Here is a 23,356-nt window from a genome sequence, read left to right on the forward strand (position 1 = left end):
CCCTCGACGCGCCGTACCATCGTCCTTATGGCTACGGAAGACGCGGTGCGTGAGGCACTGGCGACGGTGAACGACCCCGAGATCAACCGCCCCATCACCGAACTGGGGATGGTCAAATCGGTGGAGATCGGCGCGGACGGAGCGGTCGCGGTCACCGTGTATCTGACGGTTTCCGGCTGCCCCATGCGCGACACCATCACCCAGCGCGTCACCGAGGCGGTCTCCCGGGTCGAGGGCGTCACGCGGGTCGACGTCACGCTCGACGTGATGAGCGACGAGCAGCGCAAGGAGCTGGCGAGCGCCCTGCGCGGCGGCCAGGCCGAGCGCGAGGTCCCCTTCGCCAAACCGGGCAACCTCACCCGGGTCTACGCGGTCGCCTCCGGCAAGGGCGGCGTCGGCAAGTCCTCGGTGACGGTGAACCTCGCGGCCGCGATGGCCGCCGACGGCCTCAAGGTGGGCGTGGTCGACGCCGACATCTACGGCCACAGCGTGCCGCGCATGCTGGGCGCGGACGGCCGCCCGACCCAGGTCGAGAACATGATCATGCCGCCGTCGGCGAACGGCGTGAAGGTCATCTCCATCGGCATGTTCACCCCGGGCAACGCCCCGGTCGTCTGGCGCGGCCCGATGCTGCACCGGGCGCTCCAGCAGTTCCTCGCGGACGTCTACTGGGGCGACCTCGACGTCCTCCTGCTGGACCTGCCGCCCGGCACCGGCGACATCGCGATCTCCGTGGCCCAGCTGATCCCGAACGCCGAGATCCTGGTCGTGACGACCCCGCAGCAGGCGGCGGCCGAGGTCGCCGAGCGCGCCGGTTCCATCGCCGTCCAGACCCACCAGAAGATCGTCGGCGTGGTCGAGAACATGTCCGGCCTGCCCTGCCCGCACTGCGGCGAGATGGTCGACGTCTTCGGCACGGGCGGCGGCCAGCTGGTCGCCGACGGCCTGACCCGCACCACCGGTACGACGGTCCCGGTCCTCGGCAACATCCCCATCGACGTCCGCCTCCGCGAGGGCGGCGACGAGGGCAAGCCGGTCGTCCTGACCGACCCGGACTCCCCGGCGGGCTCGGCCCTGCGGGCGATCGCCGGGAAGCTGGGCGGCAGGCAGCGGGGCCTGTCCGGCCTGTCGCTGGGGATCACGCCGAAGAACAAGTTCTAGGACGGGCACGGCGGCACACACGGCGAAGGGGCACCGTCTTCCAGGACGGCGCCCCTCGTTCCTGTGCCTCTCTGTGTGATCGCGGTCAGTGGTCGCCTTCGCGTTCGTTCCCCGGGCACAGGTCGAGCGTGGTGCACAGCTGGAGCACCTCGTACGCCCCTGCGCCGTGCTCCGCACCCGGCCCGGCCTCGCCATGCGGCAGGAAGCGCCACTGCGAGGCCTTGGTGTGCCGTGTGGTGTCCGTCTTCTCCACATGAGCGTGCAGCGTGCGGGCTCTGGAGTCGTTCGTCTCCACCAGGATCTCGTCCGCGGCGATCGGGAAGTGGTCGTGCAGAAGGCACAGGCCGAACCGGTTCAGGTTCCCGTGCCTGGCCAGCACCGCCACCAGATCCCGGACGAACTCCGCGTCCTGGGGCCCCAGCCCCTCGGCTTCCTCGAAACGGGGAAGGGGGTTCCTCGGAACGGACATCGACGTGTCGGTCATGACCCCTCCGTCAAATAGTTGACGGTCCAAATAGTTGACGGTCATCGGATTCCATTATCACCCACTGACTGATTTCCTGCAATTCGGGGACAGCGGCTGATGGAGTGGGCTGACGGACCTCCTTCCGTGTGTCAGCGAGCGCCACTTGTGGCGCGCCGCTAAATTCCTCGGGGAGGAGGTTTCGGGGCGATGAAGGGAATCCAGTGGCGGCGGTTTTTACTGCTCATGACGGCGGTCATGCTGTGGTGGGGATGCTCCCCCGCGGAGGCGCGGGAGAATAGTAGCGCCAGTTGTTCGGAAAGCGGACTCGACACTACGAACACCAAGGTCGATGCCACGATCCAATTCGACGAGTACGCCAAGGGCGATTACGTCAGAATCCGTTCCGACATGACGGTCACCTTACCCCTGCACCAGTGGCGCCTGGCTCGGAATCTGACACACAGTGAGGACTCCAGGGAATACCGGATCGCAATGCACTGCCTGTTGCGCGGCTCGGACAATTCGGAGCACAACGAAGAGTGGCGCACGCAGGACCCGGTCGTGAGCTTCAAGGGCGACAAAGTGCATGTCGATTACGAATCTCTCGCCGTGATCACCAATTACAATGAAATTCAGCTCGGCCCCTGGGACATCAAAAGACAGGGGGGTAAGACGTGGCAGGTTTTCCTTCACCCGCACGCGCTCCAGAAGGCCGACTGGGAGCACGTCGATGCCGACCTGGGCGGCCTGCATTTCAATGACCGCTCCGGACTCGCATCTTCTTCCACGGAGAAAGAGCTGGTATGGCAGCATAATCCGCCCACCAGTATCCAGCTCGAAGTCGACCTCCCGTGGCAGCGTTCCTGGATCCTGAGCTACAGCCAGTCGTCCTGGAGCACGGCCGGAGTCGCGGCCTGGTGGGTGTGCGCTTCCATCGTGATCGCACTGGCAGCACTGCGCACCCAGCGGGAGTCCCGGGCCGGCGCCACCGGGCGGCCCAGCGACGGCCCGACGCAGGCGGTTCTGCAGTGGGCCGTGCTCAGCGGGGCGGTCGCCCTGATGCTGATTCTGCTCAATTCCCAGAAGCCGGTCAGCCCACATGGGTACGCCCTGGTCTGTATTGCCGCCGGCCTGGCACTCATTCTCGTCGCCCGCCCCTGGTGCGCCAGCGCGCTGGTCACGGACGTGCCGCGCACAGCCAAGGATGCGGGCGCGACCGTCGCGCCCGCATCTTTGGCGGCCCAACGGCGTCGCCAGGCCCACGCCGTCATCGGCTCGGCATCGGCCGTGGCGGCCGTCGGCTTGCTCGTGGCCCTGGCACCTGAGCTGTTCGGCCTGCCGCCGACTCTGGTGTCGAAGGGGGCGCCGACCGTCTCCAGCGAGATCGGCTACGTGCTCGTCGGGCTGGCGACCGTGTGGTTGTGGCTGGCCGCCATGACCGCGTGGGCGTGGCGCTTCGGACGTGAGGGCGCACTCCTCCCGGCCGCCTGGACCGCCCGGTGGGACAAGGCGCCGGTGCGTTGTGCCGCCGTCGTCTCCGCGCTGCTCGCGGTGGTCGCCGCAGGCCTGCTCGCCTACCTCGTCTGGGACAGCGAAAACCAATGGAAACGGGTCACCTGGCTCACCGACCAGAACACCGGAGCCAAGCACGGGCAATACGTCAGCCACTATCTGGGAGGATTCGCCGGCACCGAACTCACGTGGGTCTTCTCCTACAGCTGGGTCCTGACAGGTGTCGCACTCCTGGCCCTCTTGCACATTCGCGCCAGATCGCCACGGCCCCGGTCCGGTCGTAAGCGGGAGATGCCCGCCCTCGGCCCGGAGGGGCCGGACCTGCTGCTCACCGCGGTGGTGTTCGCCTTCACCGCGGGTCTCCAGGGCGCCAGCCTGGCGGGCAACAGCGCCCAGTACAGCCTCTGGCTCATCCTGAACATCGCCTCGCTGTTCGCGGTTCTCACCGCGGGGCGACGGTGGTCGGTACTGAGCGAGCTGGGCCCCACCTTCTACGTGAAGCGGCTGAGCACCAAGAAGCGTCGCCGTGCGCTGATGGCCAAGGCCCACGAGTACCGCAGTGTCAACCACCAGTTGGAACTGCTGGACCAGGGGCGCGTCGAAGGTGTCACACGCGAACAGCTGGAGGGCCAGCTGCACGGATTGCGCCGGTGGCTGGTGGGCGGCTGCGGCCAGAGGAACCCACCCGACCACATTTCCGTTCTGGAGACCGCACTGGCCTGGGGGCCGGATCGCCACTGGTGGGCCAACGCCGTGCACACCGCGCGTCTGGCCTTCTGCTTCGGACTCCCGGCCAGCGCAGTCCTGCTCTATCTGAAGCTGCGTGATCCCTGGGACCTGCTGCAGCTCACCTCCGAACCCACCGGAATTCCCGGGGTCGTCGCAAGTCTCATCGCCTATCAGGTGGCGTGGGCCGCAGCCGGGTTCGTCCTGGGCGCGCTGTGGCGTCTGCTCCCCGGCCGGCGCAGCGTCGTTCGCGCCTGGAGCGTGACCTTCGCCTACGCCGTGCCCGCCTGCCTGGCCGTCCTGCTCAACAGGTTCACCGACGTGGACTTCACCATTCTGCTCTTCTATTCCGTGCTCATGCTGACCATCCTGACGCTCACCAGCATCTGGATGGACACGTCGACGTTCAGGAAGGAACGGCAGTACTGGCCCAGTCGTTTCGCGTTGCTGCTGTCCATCTACCAGCTCCGGGGCTTCTCCGGACAGGTCGCCTGGCTCCTTGCCCAGGTCGGGGCGGCAGCGGCCATCTACCACGAAGTGGCCCGCGGTTAGAAGGTACGGACCGGACCGCCGCGAGGCTGCGGCGGTCCCCGCAATCCTCCGCTAGGCGGCGTACGCGGCGATGTCCTTGACCACGGCGAACCCGAGCCCGTACGCGCTCATGCCCCGCCCGTACGCCCCCAGGTGCACCCCCGCCTCGGTCGTACCGGCGAGCACCCACCCGAACTCCGACTCCCGGTAATGGAACGAGGCGGCAACCCCGTCCACCGGCAGGGAGAGCCTGGACCACTCCGGTCCCTCGAGATCGTCGGCCAGAGCCCACGCGGTCTCCGTCTGCTGCTCCAGCCAGTCGTCCCGCAGGCTGTGGTCCATCTGCCCGGGCCAGGTGAACGACAGCAGCCCCACCCCGGCCAGCCATGCCGCCGAGGAGACGGACGTCGCCTCCAGCAGCCCCGTACCGTCGGCGCTCCTGCGGGACGGCTGCGCGGCGACGGTGACCACCACCGCGAACTTCTCCCGCGGCTCACCGGCGGCACCGGTCTCACCCCGTACGGAGGGCTCGTCACCGTGCCCGATCGAACCGTGCTCGACGGCGCCGTCGGCCGCCGTACCGACCTGCATCAGCCAGCGCGGCCCGGTGAACGCCTCGTCGAGGCCGTACCACGGGAAGGGCGCCTGCAGGTATCCGTCGACCGTGCGCCGGGCGGAGGGGAACTGCTGTCCGCCCTCCGCGGCCGGCGCCTGCGCGCCCACCCGACTCGTCGTCTCCATCTGCCCGGACGCCTCCTCGCTCTCGTCGGACCGGAGCGGCCCGCCCCCCTTCGGGCGTACTCGTCCGGTCCGCACAACAACTCGGCAGCATATCCACACGTACGAGGGCCGCAGGGCAGGCATTGGATGTGTGCGTCGCGCGAACAACCTGTTCAAGCCGTATGCGACGGGGGTGCGCTATGAAACGCGTCACGTGCGCCGCACACGCCCGCGTGCGCGTGTCGGCGTCCGCCGGCCGTGGCCGGCGAAGCCGGGCGGGAACTCGGGATCAGGTGGCGTCCGCGTCGAACGGCGGCCGCTCGTCCGTGCCGGGCGCCTCGGGCTTCTTGGTCATGTCGATGCGCCCGCCCGAACCGGAACTCCCGGAACCGGAATTCGAGGACGAGGAAGAAGCGGAAGAAGCGGAAGAAGCAGCCTCGCGGTCCCAGCTGTTGACGGCGTCCGTGACGTCGGCCATCTCCTTCTTCAGGTCGAAGCCGTTGCGGATCTCCTTCAGGCCCAGCTCGTCATTGTCCAGCTGCTTGCGGATGAACGTCTTGGGATTGAGGTCCTCGAACTCGAAGTCCTTGAACTCGGGGCCCAGCTCGCTGCGGATGTCCTGCTTGGCGCTCTCCGAGAACTCGCGGATCTTCCGGATCGTCCGCATCACGTCCTGGATGACCTTGGGGAGCTTGTCAGGGCCGAAGACGAGCACGGCGATGACGACGATCGTCAGCAGCTCCATTGGCCCTATGTCATTGAACACCTGACGCTCCTTGCGTGTCCTCGGTCGCTCAACGGTACCCGGCGTCGCTGTCCCATCGGTACCGTCCCGGGGTGAGACTTGAGTCAGTTCTGCTACGCCGTGCCGAGCACCAGCGGGACCTCCCGGTCGGTGCCGTCGCGGCGCACCGTCAGCCGTAGCTCGTCACCGGGCCTGTGGGCGCGGATCTTGACGATCAGCTCCTCCGCGGTGTGCACGGGCTCGGCGTCGACCGCGGTGATGACATCGCCCGCCTTCAGACCGGCCCGGTCGCCGGGGCCGCCCCTGGTGACGGCGGGGCCGCCGCTCGCGCTCTTGCTGTCGATACGGGCACCGTCGCCGGTGTACGCCATGTCGAGCGTGACGCCTATGACGGGGTGGGTCGCACGGCCGTCGTTGATCAGTTCCTCGGCGACGCGCCTGGCCTGGTTCACGGGGATGGCGAAGCCGAGGCCTATGGAGCCGGACTGGCTGCCGTCCGAGCCGGTGCCGCCGTCGGCAGAACGGATGGCCGAGTTGATGCCGATCACCTGGGCGCGGGAGTCGAGCAGCGGCCCGCCGGAGTTGCCCGGGTTGATGGGCGCGTCGGTCTGCAGCGCGTCGACGTAGCTGACGTCGCTCCCGTCGCCCTTCTCACCGCCGGCCGTGATGGGGCGTTCCTTGGCACTGATGATGCCGGAGGTGACGGTGTTGGCCAGGTCGAAGGGGGCACCGATGGCGACGACGGGGTCACCGACCCGGACGTCGTCGGAGTTGCCGAGCGGCAGCGGGGTGAGCCCGTGCACGCCGTGGACCTGGACGACGGCGAGGTCGTAGCCGCTGTCGTGGCCGATCACCTCGGCCTTGACGGAGGCGCCGCTGCTGAACGTGACGGATATCGAGCCGCCCGATCCGGCGGGGGCGACGACGTGGTTGTTGGTGAGGATGTGCCCCTGGGTGTCGAGCACGAAGCCGGTGCCGGTGTCGGTCTGGTCGGTTCCGGAGACGTGCAGCGTGACGACGCTGGGCAGCGCGCGGGCGGCGATCCCGGCCACGCTGTTCGGTGCCCGGCCGGCGGGCACCGAGCCGGCCTGCGGCAGGTGCACATCGCCGCCGAACCCCTGCCTCTCGACATAGGCCCCGGCGACTCCGCCGACCCCCGCGCAGACAAGGGCGACCACCAGGGTCCACCCCACCACCAGCCGCCTGCTCCACCGACCGTCCTTGGCCCCGCTGCCCCCGGTCTGCTGCAGAACCCCGTGCAGAAGAGCCTGCTCCCGCGCAGACCCGGCCGCCCAGGGGTCGTAACGCCCCCAGGGGTCGGTCAGCGCGGCGCCGGGGGCGGGGGCGCCAGGGGCCGGGGCCGTCGGTGTGGGGGCTGTATGAGCCGTGGCCGCCGCTGGGTGCTGGACGGGCGGTGCGGGCGCCCAGGGGCCCGGCTCGCCGTACGGCGGAGTGCCGTAGGGGTCCGGGTCGTGCAGGGGCTTCGGACGCCCGGTGGGAGCCGCCCAGACCGTTTCCCCGGGCTCTGCCGACTCGGCCGGCAGGTCGGTCACCGCACCCCCGCTCGCCTCGGCGTCGCCCGCGTCGGCATCCCCGGTAGGGGCAGGCGCCGGCTTGGCCAGTTCGAAATCCCCGTCTTCGAAGTCTCCGTCAGCCTCAGAGGACTCAGCAGTCTCAACCGGCTCGGGCTGCTCGGGCTGCTCGGGCTGCTCGGAAGGGTCGGTCCGCTCGGGAAGCCCGGTCGAAGGCCCCGGCCTTGCCGGATCGACGTCGGTCGATGCGGTGTCCCGGCCGGTCTCGTTCGTGCGTCGCCCGGGCGGCGTCACCTCCGCCGGCCCCTCCGGTTCCTGCTCCGGCGGGACGCGGTTCCCCTCGTTCATGCTCTCCCCACAGCTGGCCGCGGCCGCACGCTTCGGCGGCGGTCGCGGAACGTCGACTGCGCCCCCGGGTCATCGCCGCGGGAACGGTCCTCACAGGATTCAACCAGGTTCGCGGGCCGTGGCGCAGTGGCCGGTCAGGGGGTTTGCGAGGGGGCGGAGGGGGACGGCGAGGGGGCGGCGGGCGCGGTGGGGGACGTGGGGGTGGGGACGGGGGCGGACAGCAGGCCGGAGCCGGTCACTCCGGGGATCGCGGACCATGCGGCGAGCGGGTAGACCACGGTGTCGTCGAGCGGACGTATCAGGGGGGAGACCGCGGCCGCACCGGCCATCACCGGCGCGGTCAGACCGCGTACCGCGTCGCCCTGGGCCTGCTCCGTGCCCAAGGACGGCACGCCGGGCACCAGCGGCGCGGACATCGACGTCGGCGCCACCGAGGTCTGCCCGAGCAGCGCACTGCCCTGGACGAGCAGCGGTCCCGTCGAGCGGCGCCGCTGGCCGGGGCTGTCTTGTGTGACCGCGCCCGCGCCCGAACCCGTACCGGCCGAGCGGGCCGGGGTGACGCTGCCGCTGCCGGCGCCGCCGCGGGCGTCCGCGGTCGTGTCGCCGGGGAAGGCGGTGGTCACGCCGCCGAGGGCGACCGCGGCCAGCGACACCGCACCGGCGGCGGCGAACGCGAACCGCAGGCCGCGCGAGGCGGAGCGCCCGTCGTCCGGGCGGCCGACGGGATGGGTACGGAAGCCGCGCTCATGCGCCGCGGGGGCGGGGACCGGGCCGTGCGGACGGGCAGGTACGTATCCGAACGCGAAGCGCTCACCGCGCGACGCTCCGAAGACGGCGGAGACGTCCTGCAGGCCGGACAGGCCGGGCAGACCGGACGCGCCACCGGAGCCGTCGTCTCTTCCGGCCGGCTCGTCCTGCGGATCGGCTCCGAAGAGACCGCCGCCGGGCGTGGACATGCCGTCGCCACCCGCGGGCAGGCCCTGGAGGCGGGCCAGGAGGCTCGCCGAGGGCGGCGGCGGGGCGGCTTCCGCGAACACGTTCTTCAGTCGGCGCTGGGCGTCCGCCTCCGCCTTGCACCGGGCACAGGTGGCCAGGTGCGCGAGGACCCGCTCGCGCGACTCATGACCCAGCTCTCCGTCCACCAGGGCGGAGAGCCGGTCTCCCAGATGCTGCTCGGCGAGGTGTGCCTTCCCGACAGGTTTCGGCCTGGATGCACTCACGCGGTCGCGCCCCCTCCTCCCAGAGCGGGGACGCGGGCCAGGAAGGAGCGCCGCTCGGCCGCGCGGGCCTCGGGAGAGCGGTGCGCGAGGGCCTTGCGGAGCTGGGAGCGGCCGCGGTGGATACGGGAGCGGACGGTGCCGAGCTTCACGCCGAGGGTCGCGGCGATCTCCTCGTACGACAGCCCCTCGATGTCGCACAGGACGACGGCGGCACGGAACTCGGGCGCCAGGGTGTCGAGGGCCTGCTGGACGTCGGCGTCGAAGTGCGCGTCGTTGAAGAGCTGCTGCGGGGTGGGCTCACGGCTGGCCAGGCGCTCGGCCGCGTCCTCGCCGAGGGCGTCGAAGCGGATGCGCTGCTTGCGCCGGACCATGTCCAGGAAGAGGTTGGTGGTGATGCGGTGCAGCCAGCCCTCGAAGGTGCCCGGCGAGTAGGTCGACAGGGAGCGGAAGACGCGGACGAAGACCTCCTGGGTGAGGTCCTCGGCGTCGTGCTGGTTTCCCGTCAGGCGGTACGCCAGGCGGTAGACCCGGGCGCTGTGCGTGCTGACGATCTCCTCCCACGTGGGCGGAGTCCACGCCTGCCCGTCCGCGTCGGTGGAGAAGGTCGCGGTCTGGGCCTCGCCTGCGGCGAAACCGGCGTGGTGGTCAGCAGCGGTGTCGGTCACGGATTTCGGCCTGCCCGCCGACCCGAGGAAGCGCCTCAGCACTCCGCCCCGGTCCTCGGGCGCAGCCGCACCTCCCCTGTCGGCTCTGGTGGTGTCCAGTGGAGCCCCTACCATAGCCACCTCGCCCGTTAGCTCCGGATAAGCGGTTTTACGAGAATTTGATACACGCTGATACGGCTCATGCGGCTGCGTCAGCAGATGCTCGGTGTCCTGATCCACCGCATTCCCCCCATCGCACAGCCGACCACCGTCTCATCCCCTTAAACGTCCGGTCCCATCTGCGGGTTCCCGACGCCAACGGATACAGTCACGCCCAGGCAACCACGGGGACAGGAGAGGGTCATTACCGGCAACCGGCAGACGAGCTGGGCGTTCGCCGACGCCTACGTCGCCGAGGACGAAGCGCTGCGCTGGGCCCGCGACCGGGCCCGCGAGGCAGGGCTGCGCTCGGTGTCGCCCGGCACGGGCGCCGCGCTGCGACTGCTCGCCGCCTCCGTGGACGCCAAGGCCGTCGCGGAGATCGGCACCGGCTGCGGGGTGTCCGGAATCCATCTGCTGCACGGCATGCGCCCGGACGGGGTGCTCACCACGGTCGACCCGGAACCGGAGCACCAGCAGTTCGCCCGGCAGGCCTTCCGTGCCTGCGGTTTCGCCAGCAACCGGGCCCGGTTCATACCGGGGCGCGCCCTGGACGTCCTGCCCCGGCTCGCGGACGCGGGCTACGACCTCGTCTTCTGCGACGGCGACCGCCAGGAGTACACCGACTATCTCGCTGAATCGTTGCGCCTGCTGCGACCTGGCGGCCTGGTGGTCTTCGAGGGCATCTTCGCGAGCGGCCGTACGGTCGACTCGGGGCCGCAGCCGACGGAGGTGCTGCGGCTGCGCGAACTGCTGCGCTCGGTGCGTGAGAGCCAGGAACTGGTCTCGTCACTGCTGCCGGTGGGCGACGGGCTGCTGTGTGCCGTCAAGCGGTGAGCGCCGTCGGGCGGTGCGGCGCCGGAAAGAGGTGAGCGCCGGTCGCCGGGGTCCGGGAACGCGGCTGCCCCAGCAGCGCGTACGATGCCGGGGCAGCCGTGAGGACTGAGTCGCTGACGTGTCAGACGACGACGTTCTTCAAGGCGTCGGCGAGCGCCGCGGCCTCGTCAGGGGTCAGCTCGACGACGAGTCGACCGCCGCCTTCGAGCGGAACGCGCATGACGATGCCCCGCCCCTCCTTGGTCACCTCGAGCGGGCCATCGCCCGTCCGCGGCTTCATGGCCGCCATGCTCGTTCCCCTTCCTGAAACCAGCTCATCGTCTGCCGAGAGCCCCCAGAGGGCATCCGCGGTTCCCGAACGGACACGCGACACCGGCATCGAACACATTGCTTCCCGGCCATTATCCCGCATCGCAGGACCCGATGACCAACATCAGTCGGCATCGCTTGGGCAACGCGCGCGAGCAAAACCACCCAATTCGGGGATGTGGCTGCGATACTGCGCCACCGCGCGGACATCCGGCGGCCGGATCCGCTCCGTTTTTCTTTGACGCAGGTCACACGTCCGCTCCGGCCCTTGGTCGGCGATCTCCGCCATGCTGTCCTTCATACATGGACGTACTGAGCGGTACGTCACCCGCGACACCGGAGGGATGTCCCATGGCCGACACCGTGCTCTACGAGGTGAGCGACGGACTCGCGACGATCACGCTGAACCGCCCGGAGGCCATGAACGCGCTGAACATCGCGACCAAGGCCGCCCTCCGGGAGGCGGCGGAATCCGCGGCCGGGGACACGGCCGTACGGGCGATCCTGCTGACCGCGGCCGGGGACCGGGCGTTCTGCGTGGGCCAGGACCTCAAGGAGCACATCGGGCTGCTGGCCGCCGACCGTGAGACGGGTGCCGGGCAGACGATGAGCACGGTCAAGGAGCACTACAACCCGATCGTCACGGCGCTCGTCGGGGCGCACAAGCCGGTGGTCGCCGCGGTGAACGGCGTCGCGGCAGGGGCGGGCTTCGGCTTCGCGCTCGCCGCGGACTACCGGATCGTGGCCGACACGGCCGCCTTCAACACGTCGTTCGCGGGCGTCGCCCTGACCGCCGACTCCGGCGTCTCCTGGACCCTGCCCCGGGTGATCGGCCCGAGCCGCGCCGCCGACCTGCTGTTCTTCCCGCGCAGCATCAGCGCCCAGGACGCGCTGGAGCTGGGCATCGCCAACCGGGTCGTGCCCTCCGCCGAGCTGCGCGCCGAGGGCGAGAAGGTGGCACGGGCGCTGGCCGAGGGGCCGACAGTGGCCTACGCGGCGATCAAGGAGGCGGTGGCCTACGGGCTGACGCACTCGCTGGTCCAGACGCTGGCGAAGGAGGACGAACTGCAGACCCGGGCGGGGCGGTCCGAGGACCACGCGATCGCCGTGCAGGCCTTCGTCAACAAGGAGAAGCCCAAGTACCTAGGCCGGTGAGCGGTCAGCGGGCGGGCTGACCGGTACGGCTGGCGCAGGCCTCCAGGTGGTCGTTGACCAGTCCGCACGCCTGCATCAGCGCGTACGCCGTCGTCGGGCCGATGAACCTGAGGCCCCGCTTCTTCAGGGCCTTGGACAGGGCCGTGGACTCCGGGGTGACCGCCTGGACGTCGGCGAGGGTCTTCGGCGCCGGGCGGGCGGCCGGGTCCGGGGCGTGGGACCAGACCAGCTCGTCCAGCTCGCCCTCGGACCAGTCGGCGAGCACGCGCGCGTTGGCGAGCGTGGCGTCGATCTTGGCGCGGTTGCGGATGATGCCGCCGTCGGCCAGCAGCCGCTCGCGGTCGTCGTCGGTGAAGGCGGCGACCTTCTCGATGTGGAAGCCGGCGAAGGCCGCGCGGAAACCCGGACGGCGGCGCAGGATCGTGATCCAGGACAGGCCCGACTGGAAGGCCTCCAGGCTGATCCGCTCGAAGAGGGCGTCGTCGCCGTGGACCGGGCGGCCCCACTCCTCGTCGTGGTACGACACGTAGTCCTCGGTGGACAGGGCCCACGGGCAGCGCAGGGCGCCGTCCGGCCCGGCGACGGCGGCTCCGTCGGTCATCGCTGGTCCTCCTGCTCGGGCTGGTCCGGGCGGGGGTGCGCGGCGGCGGCCCGCACCCCGGCCAGCGCCGACTCCAGGTCGGCGATACGGGCGTCGCGCTCGGCGAGTTCGGCGGCGAGGCGGCCGAGGGCGTCGTCGACGTCCGCCATGCGGTAGCCGCGCGGGGCGAGCGGGAAGCGCAGGCTCTCCACGTCGGCGCGGTCCACCGGGCGGTCCGCGGGCAGCGGGTCCTGGAGGCGCTCCGGCGCCACCTCGGGCAGGGGGGCGCTCTCACCGCCGCCCACCACGGCGAGTGTCACCGCGGCGACCACGACGGCCAGCGCGACGACCAGGAACAAGAACATCACCATCGCCTTAGGGTCCCCACGCTCGATGCCGGACGGTGTGCCGGACGCCGAAACTGTCTGAGTCCGATCGTGCCATGCGACTCTGACAGTTAGGGTCGCAGGCGGCTGTACTGCGGAAGGTACTAGGAGAGGTCACAGCGGATGCTCAGGCTGGGCAGGCGGGAATTCGGGCCCCACGAGCCGGTGATCATGGCGATCGTGAACCGGACCCCCGACTCCTTCTACGACCAGGGGGCGACGTTCCGCGACGAACCGGCTCTCGCGCGCGTGGAGCAGGCAGTGGCCGAGGGTGCCGCGATCATCGACATCGGCGGGGTGAAGGCCGGGCCGGGCGAGGAGGTCACGGCCGAGGAGGAGGCGCTGCGGACGGTCGGCTTCGTGGCGGAGGTACGGCGGCGCTTCCCGGACGTGATCATCAGCGTGGACACCTGGCGGGCCGAGGTCGGCGAGGCGGTGTGCGAGGCGGGGGCGGACCTGCTGAACGACGCGTGGGGCGGGGTCGACCCCGGTCTCGCGGAGGTCGCGGCGCGGTACGGGGCGGGGCTGGTGTGCACGCACGCGGGGGGCGTGCAGCCGCGGACGCGTCCGCACCGGGTGACGTACGACGACGTCATGAGCGACATCCTCGGCGTGACGGTGGGGCTGGCGGAGCGGGCGGTCGCGCTGGGCGTGCCGAGGGAATCGGTCCTCATCGACCCCGGGCACGACTTCGGGAAGAACACCCGGCACAGCCTGGAGGCGACACGGCGGCTGCCCGAGATGGTCGCGACGGGCTGGCCGGTGCTGGTCTCGCTGTCCAACAAGGACTTCGTCGGCGAGACGCTGGACCGGCCGGTGAAGGAACGGCTGATCGGCACGCTGGCGACGACCGCGGTGTCGGCATGGCTCGGCGCGCAGGTGTACCGGGTCCACGAGGTGGCCGAGACCCGGCAGGTGCTGGACATGGTCGCCTCCATCGCCGGCCACCGGGCCCCCGCGGTGGCCCGCCGCGGCCTGGCCTGACCCGCCGGGGGCTCCCACGGGGCAGGGCAGGCGGGAATTTGACGACAGGACCTAGCGGGCCGCTTCCTTCGAGACCAGGGCCACCGCTTCCTCCACGTCGTCCGTGACGTGGAAGAGGAGGAGGTCCTTCTCCGAGGCCTTGCCCTGGGCGACCAGGGTGCCGCGGAGCCAGGAGACCAGGCCGCCCCAGTACTCGCTGCCGAAGAGGACGATCGGGAAGCGGGTGACCTTCTGGGTCTGGACCAGGGTGAGGGCCTCGAAGAGTTCGTCCAGGGTGCCGAGGCCGCCGGGCAGGACCACGAAGCCCTGGGCGTACTTCACGAACATCATTTTTCTGACGAAGAAGTAGCGGAAGTTCAGGCCGATGTCGACGTAGGGGTTCAGGCCCTGCTCGAAGGGCAGCTCGATGCCGAGGCCGACCGAGACACCGCCCGCCTCGCACGCGCCCCTGTTGGCCGCCTCCATCGACCCGGGGCCACCGCCCGTGATCACCGCCCAGCCCGCGTCCACGAGGCCGCGGCCGAGCCGCACGCCCGCGTCGTACTCCGCCGAGTCCACCGGGGTGCGCGCCGAGCCGAACACGCTGATGGCGGGCGGGAGTTCGGCGAGCGTGCCGAAGCCCTCGATGAATTCCGACTGGATCCGCAGGACCCGCCAGGGGTCGGTGTGGACCCAGTCCGTCGGCGCGCGCTCGTCCAGCAGCCGCTGGTCGGTCGTGCTGGCCATCACCTGTCCGCGCCGTCGGAGGACCGGTCCGAGCTGCTGCTCGTCCGGCGGCTGCTTCTTCCCCACGGGGTTGCCGGTAGCCATGTGCGCTCCCTCCGCTTGCGGGTAGTTCGATCTCAGACTAGATCGCCGTGGGTTACAGCGGGGGGACGTACGCATGTCCGGCGTGCAGCGACGCGCTCCGCCGGCTATGCCGTGAGCCAGTTCCGCAGCCGCTCCTCGCCCGCGAGGATCTTGGCCGTCTCCACCCGCTCGTCGCGCTTGTGCGCCAAGTGCGGGTTGCCCGGGCCGTAGTTGACGGCCGGGATGCCGAGCGCGGAGAAACGGGAGACGTCCGTCCAGCCGTACTTGGGCTGCGGGGTGCCGCCCACCGCCTCGATGAAGGCCGCCGCGGCCGGGTGGGACAGGCCGGGCAGCGCGCCGCCGCTGTGGTCGTCGATCACGAACTCCGCCACCCCGCAGTCGGCGAAGACCTCGCGGACGTGCGCGATCGCCTCCTCCTCGGTGCGGTCGGGGGCGTAACGGAAGTTGACCGTGACCACGCACGCGTCGGGGATGACGTTGCCGGCCACTCCCCCACCGATGCGCACCGCGTTCAGGCCCTCGCGGTACTCCAGGCCGTCGATGACGGGGTAGCGGGGCTCGTAGGCCGCCAGGCGGGCCAGGATGGGGGCTGCGGCGTGGATGGCGTTGGAGCCCATCCAGGAGCGCGCGGAGTGCGCCCGCTCGCCCGCGGTCTTCAGCAGCACCCGCAGCGTGCCCTGGCAGCCGCCCTCGACCTGGCCGTCGGAGGGCTCCAGCAGGATCGCGAAATCGCCCGCCAGCCAGTCGGGGTGGGCCTCGGCCACATGCCTGAGCCCGTTGCGCTCGGCCTCGACCTCCTCGTTGTCGTAGAAGACGAAGGTCAGGTCGCGGTTGGGGGCCGGGACCGTGGCCGCGATGCGCAGCTGCACCGCCACGCCGGACTTCATGTCGCAGGTGCCGCAGCCCCACAGCACGCCGTCCTCGTCCAGGCGCGAGGGGACGTTGTCCGCGATCGGGACGGTGTCGATGTGGCCGGCCAGGATGACGCGCTCGGAGCGGCCCAGGTTCGTGCGGGCGATCACGTTGTTGCCGTGGCGGTCCACCGTCAGGTGCGGCAGGGCGCGCAGGGCGGCCTCGACCGCGTCCGCGAGCGGCTTCTCGGTTCCGCTCTCGGAGGGGATGTCCACGAGCTGCGCGGTGAGCGCGGCGGCGTCGAGCGTGAGGTCAAGCGAGGTGTCGGCCATGCCCCGACCCTAGCGCGCCGCCCGCCGGGACCGGTTTCGCCGACCGCGCCCCGGGTCCGCCGGCCGCGGCGCGGCTGCGTCTGCTGGATCACACTGGCCAGACCCCCGGTGAGGGCCCGGCGCGGCTCCAGTACCTTGTACGCGTGTCAGAGCCGTCCCCCACCCGTCCCAAGCGTCGCGGCCGTCTTCTTCGTTTCTCCGCGGCCCTGTTGGTCCTGTGCGGCGTCGCCGCGTACCTCGTGGTGCAGTACGTCACCGGAGGGCGGCCGCACGGCTGCACGGTGGTGTCGGACTCGGGCGACGGGACGTCGTACGAGTTCACCCCGGAGCAGGCGGTGAACGCGGCCACGATCGCGGCCGTCGGCACCGGGCGCCACATGCCCGAGCGGGCCGTGGCGATCGCGCTGGCCACGGCCATCCAGGAGTCGGGGCTGCGCAACATCCAGCACGGCGACCGGGATTCGCTGGGCCTGTTCCAGCAGCGGCCCTCGCAGGGCTGGGGCACCGCGCAGCAGATCATGGACCCGGACTACGCGGCGGGCATCTTCTACGCGCACCTGGCGAAGGTGCCGGACTACACCGACCTGCCGCTGACGCAGGCCGCGCAGCGCGTGCAGCGCAGCGGGTACCCGGAGGCGTACGCCAAGCACGAGCCGGACGCCACGCTGCTGGCGGCGGCCCTGACCGGCACCGCGGCGGCCACACTCACCTGCGACGGGCATCCGGACGGCACGGCCACGGCGACCGGTCCGGACGCGGTACGGGCCGCGCTGGTACGGGACTTCGGGCGCGACGCGCTCCAGGAGACCGGTGCCGAGGTGGGCGGTACGCCCGTGCCGTCGCCGTCCCCGTCGCCGAGCGTGACCGCCACGGCCCGGGGCCGGACCGTGACCGTGCCGGTGCCGCAGGGCACGGAGGTGGACGCGACCGGGCGCGGCGAGCGGCAGCGGGGCTGGCAGCTGGCGCACTGGGCGGTCGCGAACTCCTCGGCGCTGCACATCCAGCGGGTGTCGTACGCGGGGCGGCAGTGGACCGCCGGGAGCGACAACAGCCAGTGGAAGGCGGCCGCCTCGCAGTCCGCGGCCGGGACCGGCGGGGCGGAGCAGTCCACGAGGGCCGTCCAGATCGTGACCGGACAGTAGTACGAGAGGTCACTCCGGCGGGTTGTGCGGCGACGGTTCGCCCCGCCGGGCGGGCGTCTTGCACGTCGGTGCCTGAAACCCCGGAAATTCAAGGGCTGTAAGGATTCTGCGGGAATTCCGGCAGGCGTTCTTTGCCCGTTTTTCTCCACACCTGATAATGCGATGCGTTATCCATTCGTTACCTGGGGCGTCCGCAACCTTCGCGGGTCTCGAGCGGTAGTCACGGCGTCCGGGCCCGGACCGGACCCGGACACACACCGTTCTCTCCCGTCGAATGGAGCATCATGTCCCTCCCCCTGACCCGCCGGATCGCCCGTACCGCGCTGCTCGTCGCAGCGGGAGCGGCCGCCGGGGTCGGTGCGGCCGGCTCCGCCAGTGCGGCCCCGAGCCTGCCGACGGCGGCCCCGAACCTGGGCGGCCTGACCGCCGTGGACGCCACGCACGTCGCCGAAACCGCCAACAGTGCCGCAACGAACGCCACCACTCTCGCGGGCAACGCGGGCAGCCGGGTGGTCGGGACGGCGGTGCCGGCCGCGGGCCAGGCCGGCGGCAGCGCCGTGCGGAAGGCGGCGCCGGTGGCGCAGCAGGCCGCGGGCAGCGTCGCCGGGACGGCCGGGAACGTCCTCGGTGACGCCGCGCAGGGCGGCAGCGCGCTGCCGACGGCCAACCTGCCGGTTCAGGGGCTGGGCGGCTGACGGTCCGCCGCGCTGCCGCTGAGCTGACACCGGCGACGGGGTCCAGGGAGCTTCCTGGGCCCCGTTTCCCTGTGTGCGGGGCGTGCGCCCGCCGCGGGGCGGCGGGTGCGGCCGGGTCAGGCCGTCAGGCGCTCCGCCGCCGCCCGGATCCGCTCGTCCGTCGCCGTCAGGGCCACCCGTACGAACTTCTCGCCCGCCTCGCCGTAGAAGTCGCCCGGAGCCACCAGGATGCCGAGGCCGGCCAGGTGGGCGACCGTGGTCCAGCAGGACTCGTCGCGGGTGGCCCACAGGTAGAGGCTGGCCTCGCTGTGCTCGATGCGGAAGCCGTGGCCGAGCAGGGCCGTGCGCAGGGCCTCGCGGCGGGCCGCGTACCGCGCGCGCTGCTCGTGGACGTGGGCGTCGTCGCCGAGGGCGGCCACGACCGCCGCCTGGGTCGGCGCCGAGGTCATCATGCCGCCGTGCTTGCGGATCTCCAGCAGCGGGCCGAGGACAGCCGGGTCGCCGGCGATGAAGGCCGCGCGGTAGCCCGCCAGGTTGGAGCGCTTGGACAGGGAGTGGACGGCGACGATGCCGTCGTACGAGCCGCCGTTGACGTCCGGGTGCAGCACCGAGACCGGGTCGGCCTCCCAGCCCAGTTCCAGGTAGCACTCGTCGGAGAAGAGCAGGATGCCGTGGGCGCGGGCCCAGGCGACGATGTCCGTCAGCTCCTGCTTCGACAGCACCTTGCCCGTCGGGTTGGACGGGGAGTTCAGCCAGAGGAGCTTCAGGTCCGCCGGGTCGAGGTCGCGTGGGTCGTCGTAGACCTCGTACGCGGTGCGGGCGAGGCGGGCGCCGACCTCGTACGTCGGGTAGGCGAGGCGCGGATAGGCCACCTTGTCGCCGGGGCCGAGGCCCAGCTGGGTGGGCAGCCAGGCGACCAGTTCCTTGGAACCGACCACCGGCAGGACGTGGCGGTGGGTGATCCCGCGGGCGCCGAGACGGCGCTCCAGCCAGCCGGTGATCGCGTCCCGCAGCGCCGGGGTGCCCCAGACCGTCGGATAGCCCGGCGAGTCGGCCGCGTCCATCAGGGCCTTCTGGATCAGCTCGGGCACCGGGTCGACCGGGGTACCCACGGAGAGGTCGACGATCCCGTCGGGGTGCGCGGCGGCCGTCTTCTTGTACGGCTCCAGCTTGTCCCAGGGAAAGGTCGGCAGGCGGTCGGAGACTGCGGACACGGTCAGTGGCTCACTTTCGTACGGTGCGGCAAACGCCTCGGTCCCGTGCGGCGGTGATCGGGTGATCGGGGCCGTACGGGACCGAGGCGGCGATGCGGGCCGCTTGGCGTGTTACTCGCCCGCCTGCGGCGGCAGCGCGGCGATGAAGGGGTGGTCGCGCTCGATCAGCCCCAGCTTGCTGGCGCCGCCCGGGGAGCCCAGCTCGTCGAAGAACTCGACGTTCGCCTTGTAGTAGTCCTTCCACTCCTCCGGAGTGTCGTCCTCGTAGAAGATCGCCTCAACCGGGCAGACCGGCTCACAGGCACCACAGTCGACGCATTCGTCCGGGTGGATGTACAAGGACCGCTGGCCCTCGTAGATGCAGTCGACCGGGCACTCCTCGATGCACGCCTTGTCCTTGACGTCGACACAAGGCTGCGCGATGACGTAGGTCACGCTGTCGTTCCTCCTCGATAGGGCGCTGGCGGGCCTCCTCAGGCTCCGCCGCCTGGCGCGCGGGAGCGCGGCGTCGTCGATGCCCGCCCCTAGTATCTCCGTTCCGGGGCATGATCCGAACAGGAGGGGTGAACTGACCAGTGGAAATCTCGGCGACAGGACGCCTGGAAGTCCGAATTACCCCTGCTGACGTGGGCAAACGCGTCTCCGTACGGTGCTTGGAAGAGCCTGGAGCAACATCGGAGAAGTTCACCGACACGGTGGGTGTTCTCACATCATGGGATTCCGGCGTGCTCATGATCACACGACGGAGCGGGGAGAGTGTCCGCATCCCGGAAGCCGTCGTGGTAGCGGGCAAGGTCGTGCCGGCCGCTCCGGCACGCCGCCGGGGGCCCGCGGCCACCTACCCGGAACTCGCGCGCATCGCCTCGCGCGGCTGGCAGCCGCTGGAGAGCGAGCGGCTCGGCGAGTGGGAGCTGCGGGCCGCCTCCGGATTCACGCGGCGGGCGAACTGCGTGCTGCCGCTCGGCGATCCGGGGCTTCCGCTCGACGCGGCCCTGGCGGCCGTACGACGCTGGTACCGCGAGCGTGGTCTGCCTGCCTACGTCCAGACCGCCACCGGCGCCGAGGACACACAGGAGCTGCTGTGCGCGGAGCTGGAGCGGCGCGGCTGGGTGCGGGAGGTGACCGCCGAGGTGTGGACCGGTGCCCTGGCACCGGTCGCGGACCGGGCCGAGGGCGCGGGTGTGGCCCTCGCCCGGCAGGCGGACGAGGCATGGCTCGCCCGGTATCAGCGCAAGGGGGTGAGCGAGGTGGCCCTGCGGGTGCTCGGCACGGGACCCTCGGTGTGGTTCGCGACCGTGCCAGGGGAGGGCGGCGTGCCCCCGGCGGCCATCGGGCGGTGTGTCGTGGACGGGCGGTGGGCCGGGTTCGCCGCCGTCGAGGTGGACCCCGGCCGGCGCCGGCAGGGGCTCGCCACGCAGGTGATGGCCGCGCTGGCCCGGCGGGCCCTGGACGAGGGCGCGTCGGCGGCCTGGCTCCAGGTCGAGACGGACAACGAGAGCGCGCGGGCGCTGTACGCCGCGCTGGGCTTCAGCCCGCACCACGCCTACCACCACTACCGGGCGCCGGACGAGCAGAGCGAGCACGGTGGAAGGGCCTGAGCCGGTCATGCGTCACCCGCACCTGCCGCCCCCGCATCCGCCCCCGCCGGAGCGGTCCGCCGAGCTGCGCCGGCGGTTCGCCGAGGAGGCGCGGTCCGAGCGGCCGGATCTGTCGGCGCTGTGCCTGCTGATCGGCGCCTGCGCGGACGGCTCGCTGGACGAGGCCGGGACCGACGCCGCCCAGCTGGAGCTGGACCGGCTGGCGGGCGAGCTGCCGTACCGGCCGGGCGGGCCGCGCGCGTGGGCGGAGGCGGTACGGCGGCTGCTGGGCGCCCGCTACGGGTTCCACGGCACCGCGGGCGACTACCAGCGGCTGGAGTCCTCGCTGCTGCACGAGGTGCTGCGGCGGCGGCGCGGGCTGCCGATCCTGCTGTCGGTGGTGTGGCTGGAGGTCGCCCGCCGGGCGGGCGCTCCGGTGTACGGGGTCGCGCTGCCGGGGCACTTCGTGGTGGGGTTCGGCGCGGCGGCGGAGCAGGTGCTGGCCGATCCGTTCGACGGCGGGCGGGTGCTGACCGGGTCCGACACCGAGCTGCTGGTGGTGGGGGCCACGGGGGCGCCGCTGGAGCCGTCCATGCTGCAGCCCGCCCCGCCCCTGGAGGTCGTCCAGCGGGTCCTGAACAACGTCCGGGCCTGGGCGGCCGCCCGGCCCGAGCGGTCGGACGTGGCGCTGTGGGCCGTGGAGCTGGCGCTGCTGGTGCCGTCGCATCCGGCGCGGCTGCGCTACGAGCGGGGCCACCTGCTGGTGCAGCGGGGCGAGTTCGTCTCCGGCGCGAAGGAACTGGACGCCTACGCCGACCTGATCGAGGTCGTCGACGAGTCGACCGCCCGCAAGGTGCGGCAACAGGCCCATACCGCGCGGGCGATGCTCAACTGACCTTCAGGGCCGCTCGCTCACAGCCAGCCCTTCTCCCGCGCCGTGCGTACCGCCTCCGCCCGGTTGCGGACCGCCAGTTTCTGGATGGCCGTGGAGAGGTAGTTGCGGACGGTGCCCTGGGAGAGGTGCAGGGACTTGGCCAGTTCGGCGTTGGTCGCGCCGTCGGCCGCCGCGCGCAGCACCTCGCGTTCGCGCTCGGTGAGGGGGTTCGCACCCTCGGCGAGCGCGGCGGCGGCGAGGGTGGGGTCGATGACCCGCTCACCGGAGAGCACCTTGCGGATCGCCTCGGCGAGCTGGGCGGCCGGGGCGTCCTTGACGAGGAAGGCGTCGGCGCCCGCCTCCATGGCGCTGCGCAGATAGCCGGGGCGGCCGAAGGTGGTGAGGACGACCAGCTTGATGTGGGGGAACTCCCGGTGCACCCGGGCGGCCGCCTCGATGCCGGTGCAGCCGGGCATCTCGATGTCGAGCAGGGCCACGTCCACGCCGTGCGCGCCGACGGCGGCGAGCACCTGGTCCCCGCGCGCGACCTGGGCGACGACCTCGATGTCGTCCTCCAGGCCGAGCAGCGCGGCCAGCGCCTCGCGGACCATCGACTGGTCCTCGGCCAACAGGACCTTGATCGTGCTCGTCATGCCCCGGATCCTACGTCCCGCGAGCGGGCCGTGGGGACGCGGGCGACGAGCCGGAAACCGTGCTTGACCCGGCCTGCTTCCAGGCTGCCGCCGGCCTTCTCCAGCCGTTCCGTGAGGCCGGTCAGACCGTTGCCCGGGACGCCGCCCGCGCCGCCGGATCCGTTGTCCTCGACGCAGAGTTCGAGGACCGGTCCGTCGAGGGTCTGGCGGTGGGTGAGCTGGACGAGGCAGCGGTCGGCGCCGCTGTGCCGGACCACGTTGGTGACCGCCTCGCGCAGCGCCCAGGCGAGCGCGGACTCGGCCTCCTCCGGGACGTCGTCGAGGTCGGGGTCGGCGGGCACGTCGGCGCTGACGCCGGCGGCGGTGAGGGCGACCTGGGTGCCGGCGAGTTCGGCGCCGAGCCGGGGCCGCCGGTAACCGGTGACGGCCTCCCGCACGTCGACCAGCGCCTGGCGGCTGACCTGCTCGATGTCGGCGACCTGCTGGGCCGCCTTGTCGGGGTGGTCGGGCAGCATCCGGCCGGCCAGCTCGCTCTTCAGCGTGATCAGGGAGAGGGAGTGGCCGAGCAGATCGTGCAGGTCGCGGGCGAGGCGCAGGCGCTCCTCGTTGGCGGCGAGGTGGGCGACGGTGGCCCGGGCCTTGCGCAACTCGATGGTGGTGCGGACGAGTTGGCCGACGCCGACCATCGCGAACCCGATGAGGACGACGAGGAGCAGGGTCTCGTCCCACCCCGAGACGCCGTTGTGCCGCTCGACCACGAACATCACCACGGCGGTCGCCGGGATCGCCCAGAACGCGGCCCGCAGCGGCAGGGTCGCCCCGCAGGCCACCGAGACGTAGACGAAGAGCCCGGTCCAGGCTTCGCCGAGGGTGTAGTTCAGCAGGGGGGCGAGGACGAGCATCACCGCGAGCAGCGAGACGACGACCCTCGGGGTGAAGGGCTTGCCCATGTTCCGGAAGACCAGCGTCAGGTAGGAGACGACGAACGCGGTGAGCCCGAGCGCACCGGCCACGGTGCCGCCCGTGGTGTGGTTCCCCGAGGTCAGGTCGTGGATGGGCGAGCTGAGGAAGACCAGCCAGACGCCGATCCACAGCGCCTTGACCGCCACCTCGCGCCGGTTGCGGGGGCCCTGGCCGATCCGCACCTGGGTCTCCGGCCGCTTCTCGCCGGCCCGCCGGTCTTCCGTCATGG

25 protein-coding genes are annotated in these 23,356 nt (G+C 71.6%); 9 read left to right on the plus strand and 16 right to left on the minus strand.

Annotation, left to right across the window (positions count from 1 at the left end; translation table 11 throughout):
• Window positions 1–27: 27 nt before the first annotated feature.
• Window positions 28–1,161 (plus strand): Mrp/NBP35 family ATP-binding protein, encoded by a 1,134-nt coding sequence (locus A6P39_RS16625; protein ID WP_067038712.1) that lies wholly within the window; start codon window positions 28–30, stop codon window positions 1,159–1,161.
• Between the two features lie 85 nt (window positions 1,162–1,246).
• On the opposite strand, the gene A6P39_RS16630 is transcribed toward A6P39_RS16625, so the two are convergent.
• Window positions 1,247–1,645: a hypothetical protein gene (locus tag A6P39_RS16630; RefSeq protein WP_067038714.1), complete on the minus strand. Its 399-nt coding sequence runs from the start codon at window positions 1,643–1,645 to the stop codon at window positions 1,247–1,249.
• Window positions 1,646–1,834: 189 nt separating this feature from the next.
• Between A6P39_RS16630 and A6P39_RS16635 the strand changes: the two genes are divergently transcribed.
• On the plus strand, window positions 1,835–4,417 hold the full coding sequence (locus A6P39_RS16635; RefSeq protein WP_067038716.1) for a DUF6185 family protein: 2,583 nt from the start codon (window positions 1,835–1,837) through the stop codon (window positions 4,415–4,417).
• Window positions 4,418–4,468: 51 nt separating this feature from the next.
• On the opposite strand, the gene A6P39_RS16640 is transcribed toward A6P39_RS16635, so the two are convergent.
• From A6P39_RS16640 to sigE, 5 genes are all read right to left on the minus strand, one after another.
• The gene (locus A6P39_RS16640) at window positions 4,469–5,137 is read right to left on the minus strand and encodes a hypothetical protein (RefSeq protein ID WP_067038718.1); all 669 of its coding nucleotides are present in this window, start codon (window positions 5,135–5,137) and stop codon (window positions 4,469–4,471) included.
• Between the two features lie 268 nt (window positions 5,138–5,405).
• Entirely contained in the window at window positions 5,406–5,882 is a 477-nt protein-coding gene (locus tag A6P39_RS16645) for a sec-independent translocase (protein WP_067038720.1), read from the minus strand.
• A 92-nt stretch (window positions 5,883–5,974) separates the two neighbouring features.
• Entirely contained in the window at window positions 5,975–7,741 is a 1,767-nt protein-coding gene (locus A6P39_RS16650; RefSeq protein ID WP_079133033.1) for a S1C family serine protease, read from the minus strand.
• 134 nt (window positions 7,742–7,875) lie between these two features.
• On the minus strand, window positions 7,876–8,961 hold the full coding sequence (locus tag A6P39_RS16655) for a zf-HC2 domain-containing protein (RefSeq protein ID WP_079133034.1): 1,086 nt from the start codon (window positions 8,959–8,961) through the stop codon (window positions 7,876–7,878).
• Complete coding sequence (gene sigE / locus A6P39_RS16660; protein ID WP_079133035.1) at window positions 8,958–9,668, minus strand: RNA polymerase sigma factor SigE; 711 nt, start codon at window positions 9,666–9,668, stop codon at window positions 8,958–8,960. Before sigE ends, A6P39_RS16655 begins: the two co-directional genes overlap by 4 nt.
• 234 nt (window positions 9,669–9,902) lie before the next feature.
• Here sigE and A6P39_RS16665 point away from each other — a divergent pair, with 234 nt between their 5' ends.
• Entirely contained in the window at window positions 9,903–10,601 is a 699-nt protein-coding gene (locus A6P39_RS16665) for an O-methyltransferase (RefSeq protein WP_079133036.1), read from the plus strand.
• A gap of 121 nt (window positions 10,602–10,722) precedes the next feature.
• On the opposite strand, the gene A6P39_RS16670 is transcribed toward A6P39_RS16665, so the two are convergent.
• Both A6P39_RS16670 and A6P39_RS16675 read right to left on the minus strand, forming a co-directional pair.
• On the minus strand, window positions 10,723–10,890 hold the full coding sequence (locus A6P39_RS16670; RefSeq protein WP_004950282.1) for a DUF3117 domain-containing protein: 168 nt from the start codon (window positions 10,888–10,890) through the stop codon (window positions 10,723–10,725).
• 144 nt (window positions 10,891–11,034) lie between these two features.
• Entirely contained in the window at window positions 11,035–11,199 is a 165-nt protein-coding gene (locus A6P39_RS16675; RefSeq protein ID WP_159395905.1) for a hypothetical protein, read from the minus strand.
• Window positions 11,200–11,261: 62 nt separating this feature from the next.
• Between A6P39_RS16675 and A6P39_RS16680 the strand changes: the two genes are divergently transcribed.
• On the plus strand, window positions 11,262–12,065 hold the full coding sequence (locus A6P39_RS16680; protein WP_067038724.1) for an enoyl-CoA hydratase/isomerase family protein: 804 nt from the start codon (window positions 11,262–11,264) through the stop codon (window positions 12,063–12,065).
• Between the two features lie 4 nt (window positions 12,066–12,069).
• Here A6P39_RS16680 and A6P39_RS16685 read toward each other — a convergent pair whose 3' ends face one another.
• A complete protein-coding gene (locus tag A6P39_RS16685) occupies window positions 12,070–12,666 on the minus strand; it encodes a DNA-3-methyladenine glycosylase I (protein WP_067038726.1) in 597 nt (198 codons plus the stop codon).
• Entirely contained in the window at window positions 12,663–13,016 is a 354-nt protein-coding gene (locus A6P39_RS16690) for a DivIVA domain-containing protein (protein ID WP_067038728.1), read from the minus strand. The genes A6P39_RS16685 and A6P39_RS16690 overlap by 4 nt, the downstream gene beginning before the upstream one ends.
• Before the next feature lie 138 nt (window positions 13,017–13,154).
• On the opposite strand from A6P39_RS16690, the gene folP reads away from it, so the two are divergent.
• Window positions 13,155–14,015 (plus strand): dihydropteroate synthase, encoded by an 861-nt coding sequence (folP, locus tag A6P39_RS16695; protein WP_067038730.1) that lies wholly within the window; start codon window positions 13,155–13,157, stop codon window positions 14,013–14,015.
• A gap of 51 nt (window positions 14,016–14,066) precedes the next feature.
• Here the strand turns inward: folP and A6P39_RS16700 are convergent, their stop codons facing one another.
• The gene (locus A6P39_RS16700; RefSeq protein ID WP_067038732.1) at window positions 14,067–14,825 is read right to left on the minus strand and encodes a TIGR00730 family Rossman fold protein; all 759 of its coding nucleotides are present in this window, start codon (window positions 14,823–14,825) and stop codon (window positions 14,067–14,069) included.
• A gap of 104 nt (window positions 14,826–14,929) precedes the next feature.
• Window positions 14,930–16,009, minus strand: a complete 1,080-nt coding sequence (gene dapE, locus A6P39_RS16705) for a succinyl-diaminopimelate desuccinylase (protein WP_067038734.1) — start codon at window positions 16,007–16,009, stop codon at window positions 14,930–14,932.
• Window positions 16,010–16,152: 143 nt separating this feature from the next.
• On the opposite strand from dapE, the gene A6P39_RS16710 reads away from it, so the two are divergent.
• Together A6P39_RS16710 and A6P39_RS16715 are read left to right on the plus strand one after the other, a co-directional pair.
• The gene (locus A6P39_RS16710) at window positions 16,153–17,151 is read left to right on the plus strand and encodes a heavy metal transporter (protein WP_199840633.1); all 999 of its coding nucleotides are present in this window, start codon (window positions 16,153–16,155) and stop codon (window positions 17,149–17,151) included.
• A gap of 284 nt (window positions 17,152–17,435) precedes the next feature.
• The gene (locus A6P39_RS16715) at window positions 17,436–17,846 is read left to right on the plus strand and encodes an ATP-binding protein (RefSeq protein WP_067038738.1); all 411 of its coding nucleotides are present in this window, start codon (window positions 17,436–17,438) and stop codon (window positions 17,844–17,846) included.
• A gap of 116 nt (window positions 17,847–17,962) precedes the next feature.
• Here the strand turns inward: A6P39_RS16715 and A6P39_RS16720 are convergent, their stop codons facing one another.
• Both A6P39_RS16720 and fdxA read right to left on the minus strand, forming a co-directional pair.
• Window positions 17,963–19,060, minus strand: coding sequence for a bifunctional succinyldiaminopimelate transaminase/glutamate-prephenate aminotransferase (locus A6P39_RS16720; protein ID WP_067038740.1), 1,098 nt, complete (start codon window positions 19,058–19,060; stop codon window positions 17,963–17,965).
• A gap of 111 nt (window positions 19,061–19,171) precedes the next feature.
• Window positions 19,172–19,495, minus strand: coding sequence for a ferredoxin (gene fdxA / locus A6P39_RS16725; RefSeq protein ID WP_067038742.1), 324 nt, complete (start codon window positions 19,493–19,495; stop codon window positions 19,172–19,174).
• A gap of 140 nt (window positions 19,496–19,635) precedes the next feature.
• Between fdxA and A6P39_RS16730 the strand changes: the two genes are divergently transcribed.
• Window positions 19,636–20,658, plus strand: coding sequence for a GNAT family N-acetyltransferase (locus A6P39_RS16730; protein WP_079133038.1), 1,023 nt, complete (start codon window positions 19,636–19,638; stop codon window positions 20,656–20,658).
• 7 nt (window positions 20,659–20,665) lie between these two features.
• Complete coding sequence (locus A6P39_RS16735) at window positions 20,666–21,532, plus strand: transglutaminase-like domain-containing protein (RefSeq protein WP_067038746.1); 867 nt, start codon at window positions 20,666–20,668, stop codon at window positions 21,530–21,532.
• Window positions 21,533–21,549: 17 nt separating this feature from the next.
• Here the strand turns inward: A6P39_RS16735 and A6P39_RS16740 are convergent, their stop codons facing one another.
• Both A6P39_RS16740 and A6P39_RS16745 read right to left on the minus strand, forming a co-directional pair.
• On the minus strand, window positions 21,550–22,164 hold the full coding sequence (locus A6P39_RS16740) for a response regulator transcription factor (RefSeq protein WP_067038747.1): 615 nt from the start codon (window positions 22,162–22,164) through the stop codon (window positions 21,550–21,552).
• Window positions 22,161–23,354, minus strand: a complete 1,194-nt coding sequence (locus A6P39_RS16745; protein WP_067038786.1) for a sensor histidine kinase — start codon at window positions 23,352–23,354, stop codon at window positions 22,161–22,163. The genes A6P39_RS16740 and A6P39_RS16745 overlap by 4 nt, the downstream gene beginning before the upstream one ends.
• Window positions 23,355–23,356: the final 2 nt, after the last annotated feature.

The sequence above is a fragment of the Streptomyces sp. FXJ1.172 genome (assembly GCF_001636945.3).
GTDB lineage: Bacteria > Actinomycetota > Actinomycetes > Streptomycetales > Streptomycetaceae > Streptomyces.

Excerpts from the sequence above, each read along its gene's own strand:
- A6P39_RS16675 (WP_159395905.1), bottom strand. The coding sequence starts at position 11,199 with ATGGCGGAGATCGCCGACCAAGGGCCGGAGCGGACGTGTGACCTGCGT.
- A6P39_RS16630 (WP_067038714.1), bottom strand. The coding sequence starts at position 1,645 with ATGACCGACACGTCGATGTCCGTTCCGAGGAACCCCCTTCCCCGTTTC.
- A6P39_RS16690 (WP_067038728.1), bottom strand. The coding sequence starts at position 13,016 with ATGGTGATGTTCTTGTTCCTGGTCGTCGCGCTGGCCGTCGTGGTCGCC.
- A6P39_RS16700 (WP_067038732.1), bottom strand. The coding sequence starts at position 14,825 with ATGGCTACCGGCAACCCCGTGGGGAAGAAGCAGCCGCCGGACGAGCAG.
- folP (WP_067038730.1), top strand. The coding sequence starts at position 13,155 with ATGCTCAGGCTGGGCAGGCGGGAATTCGGGCCCCACGAGCCGGTGATC.
- A6P39_RS16745 (WP_067038786.1), bottom strand. The coding sequence starts at position 23,354 with ATGACGGAAGACCGGCGGGCCGGCGAGAAGCGGCCGGAGACCCAGGTG.
- A6P39_RS16640 (WP_067038718.1), bottom strand. The coding sequence starts at position 5,137 with ATGGAGACGACGAGTCGGGTGGGCGCGCAGGCGCCGGCCGCGGAGGGC.
- A6P39_RS16735 (WP_067038746.1), top strand. The coding sequence starts at position 20,666 with ATGCGTCACCCGCACCTGCCGCCCCCGCATCCGCCCCCGCCGGAGCGG.
- dapE (WP_067038734.1), bottom strand. The coding sequence starts at position 16,009 with ATGGCCGACACCTCGCTTGACCTCACGCTCGACGCCGCCGCGCTCACC.
- A6P39_RS16715 (WP_067038738.1), top strand. The coding sequence starts at position 17,436 with ATGTCCCTCCCCCTGACCCGCCGGATCGCCCGTACCGCGCTGCTCGTC.
- A6P39_RS16670 (WP_004950282.1), bottom strand. The coding sequence starts at position 10,890 with ATGGCGGCCATGAAGCCGCGGACGGGCGATGGCCCGCTCGAGGTGACC.
- A6P39_RS16650 (WP_079133033.1), bottom strand. The coding sequence starts at position 7,741 with ATGAACGAGGGGAACCGCGTCCCGCCGGAGCAGGAACCGGAGGGGCCG.
- A6P39_RS16740 (WP_067038747.1), bottom strand. The coding sequence starts at position 22,164 with ATGACGAGCACGATCAAGGTCCTGTTGGCCGAGGACCAGTCGATGGTC.
- A6P39_RS16635 (WP_067038716.1), top strand. The coding sequence starts at position 1,835 with ATGAAGGGAATCCAGTGGCGGCGGTTTTTACTGCTCATGACGGCGGTC.
- A6P39_RS16625 (WP_067038712.1), top strand. The coding sequence starts at position 28 with ATGGCTACGGAAGACGCGGTGCGTGAGGCACTGGCGACGGTGAACGAC.
- A6P39_RS16685 (WP_067038726.1), bottom strand. The coding sequence starts at position 12,666 with ATGACCGACGGAGCCGCCGTCGCCGGGCCGGACGGCGCCCTGCGCTGC.
- A6P39_RS16680 (WP_067038724.1), top strand. The coding sequence starts at position 11,262 with ATGGCCGACACCGTGCTCTACGAGGTGAGCGACGGACTCGCGACGATC.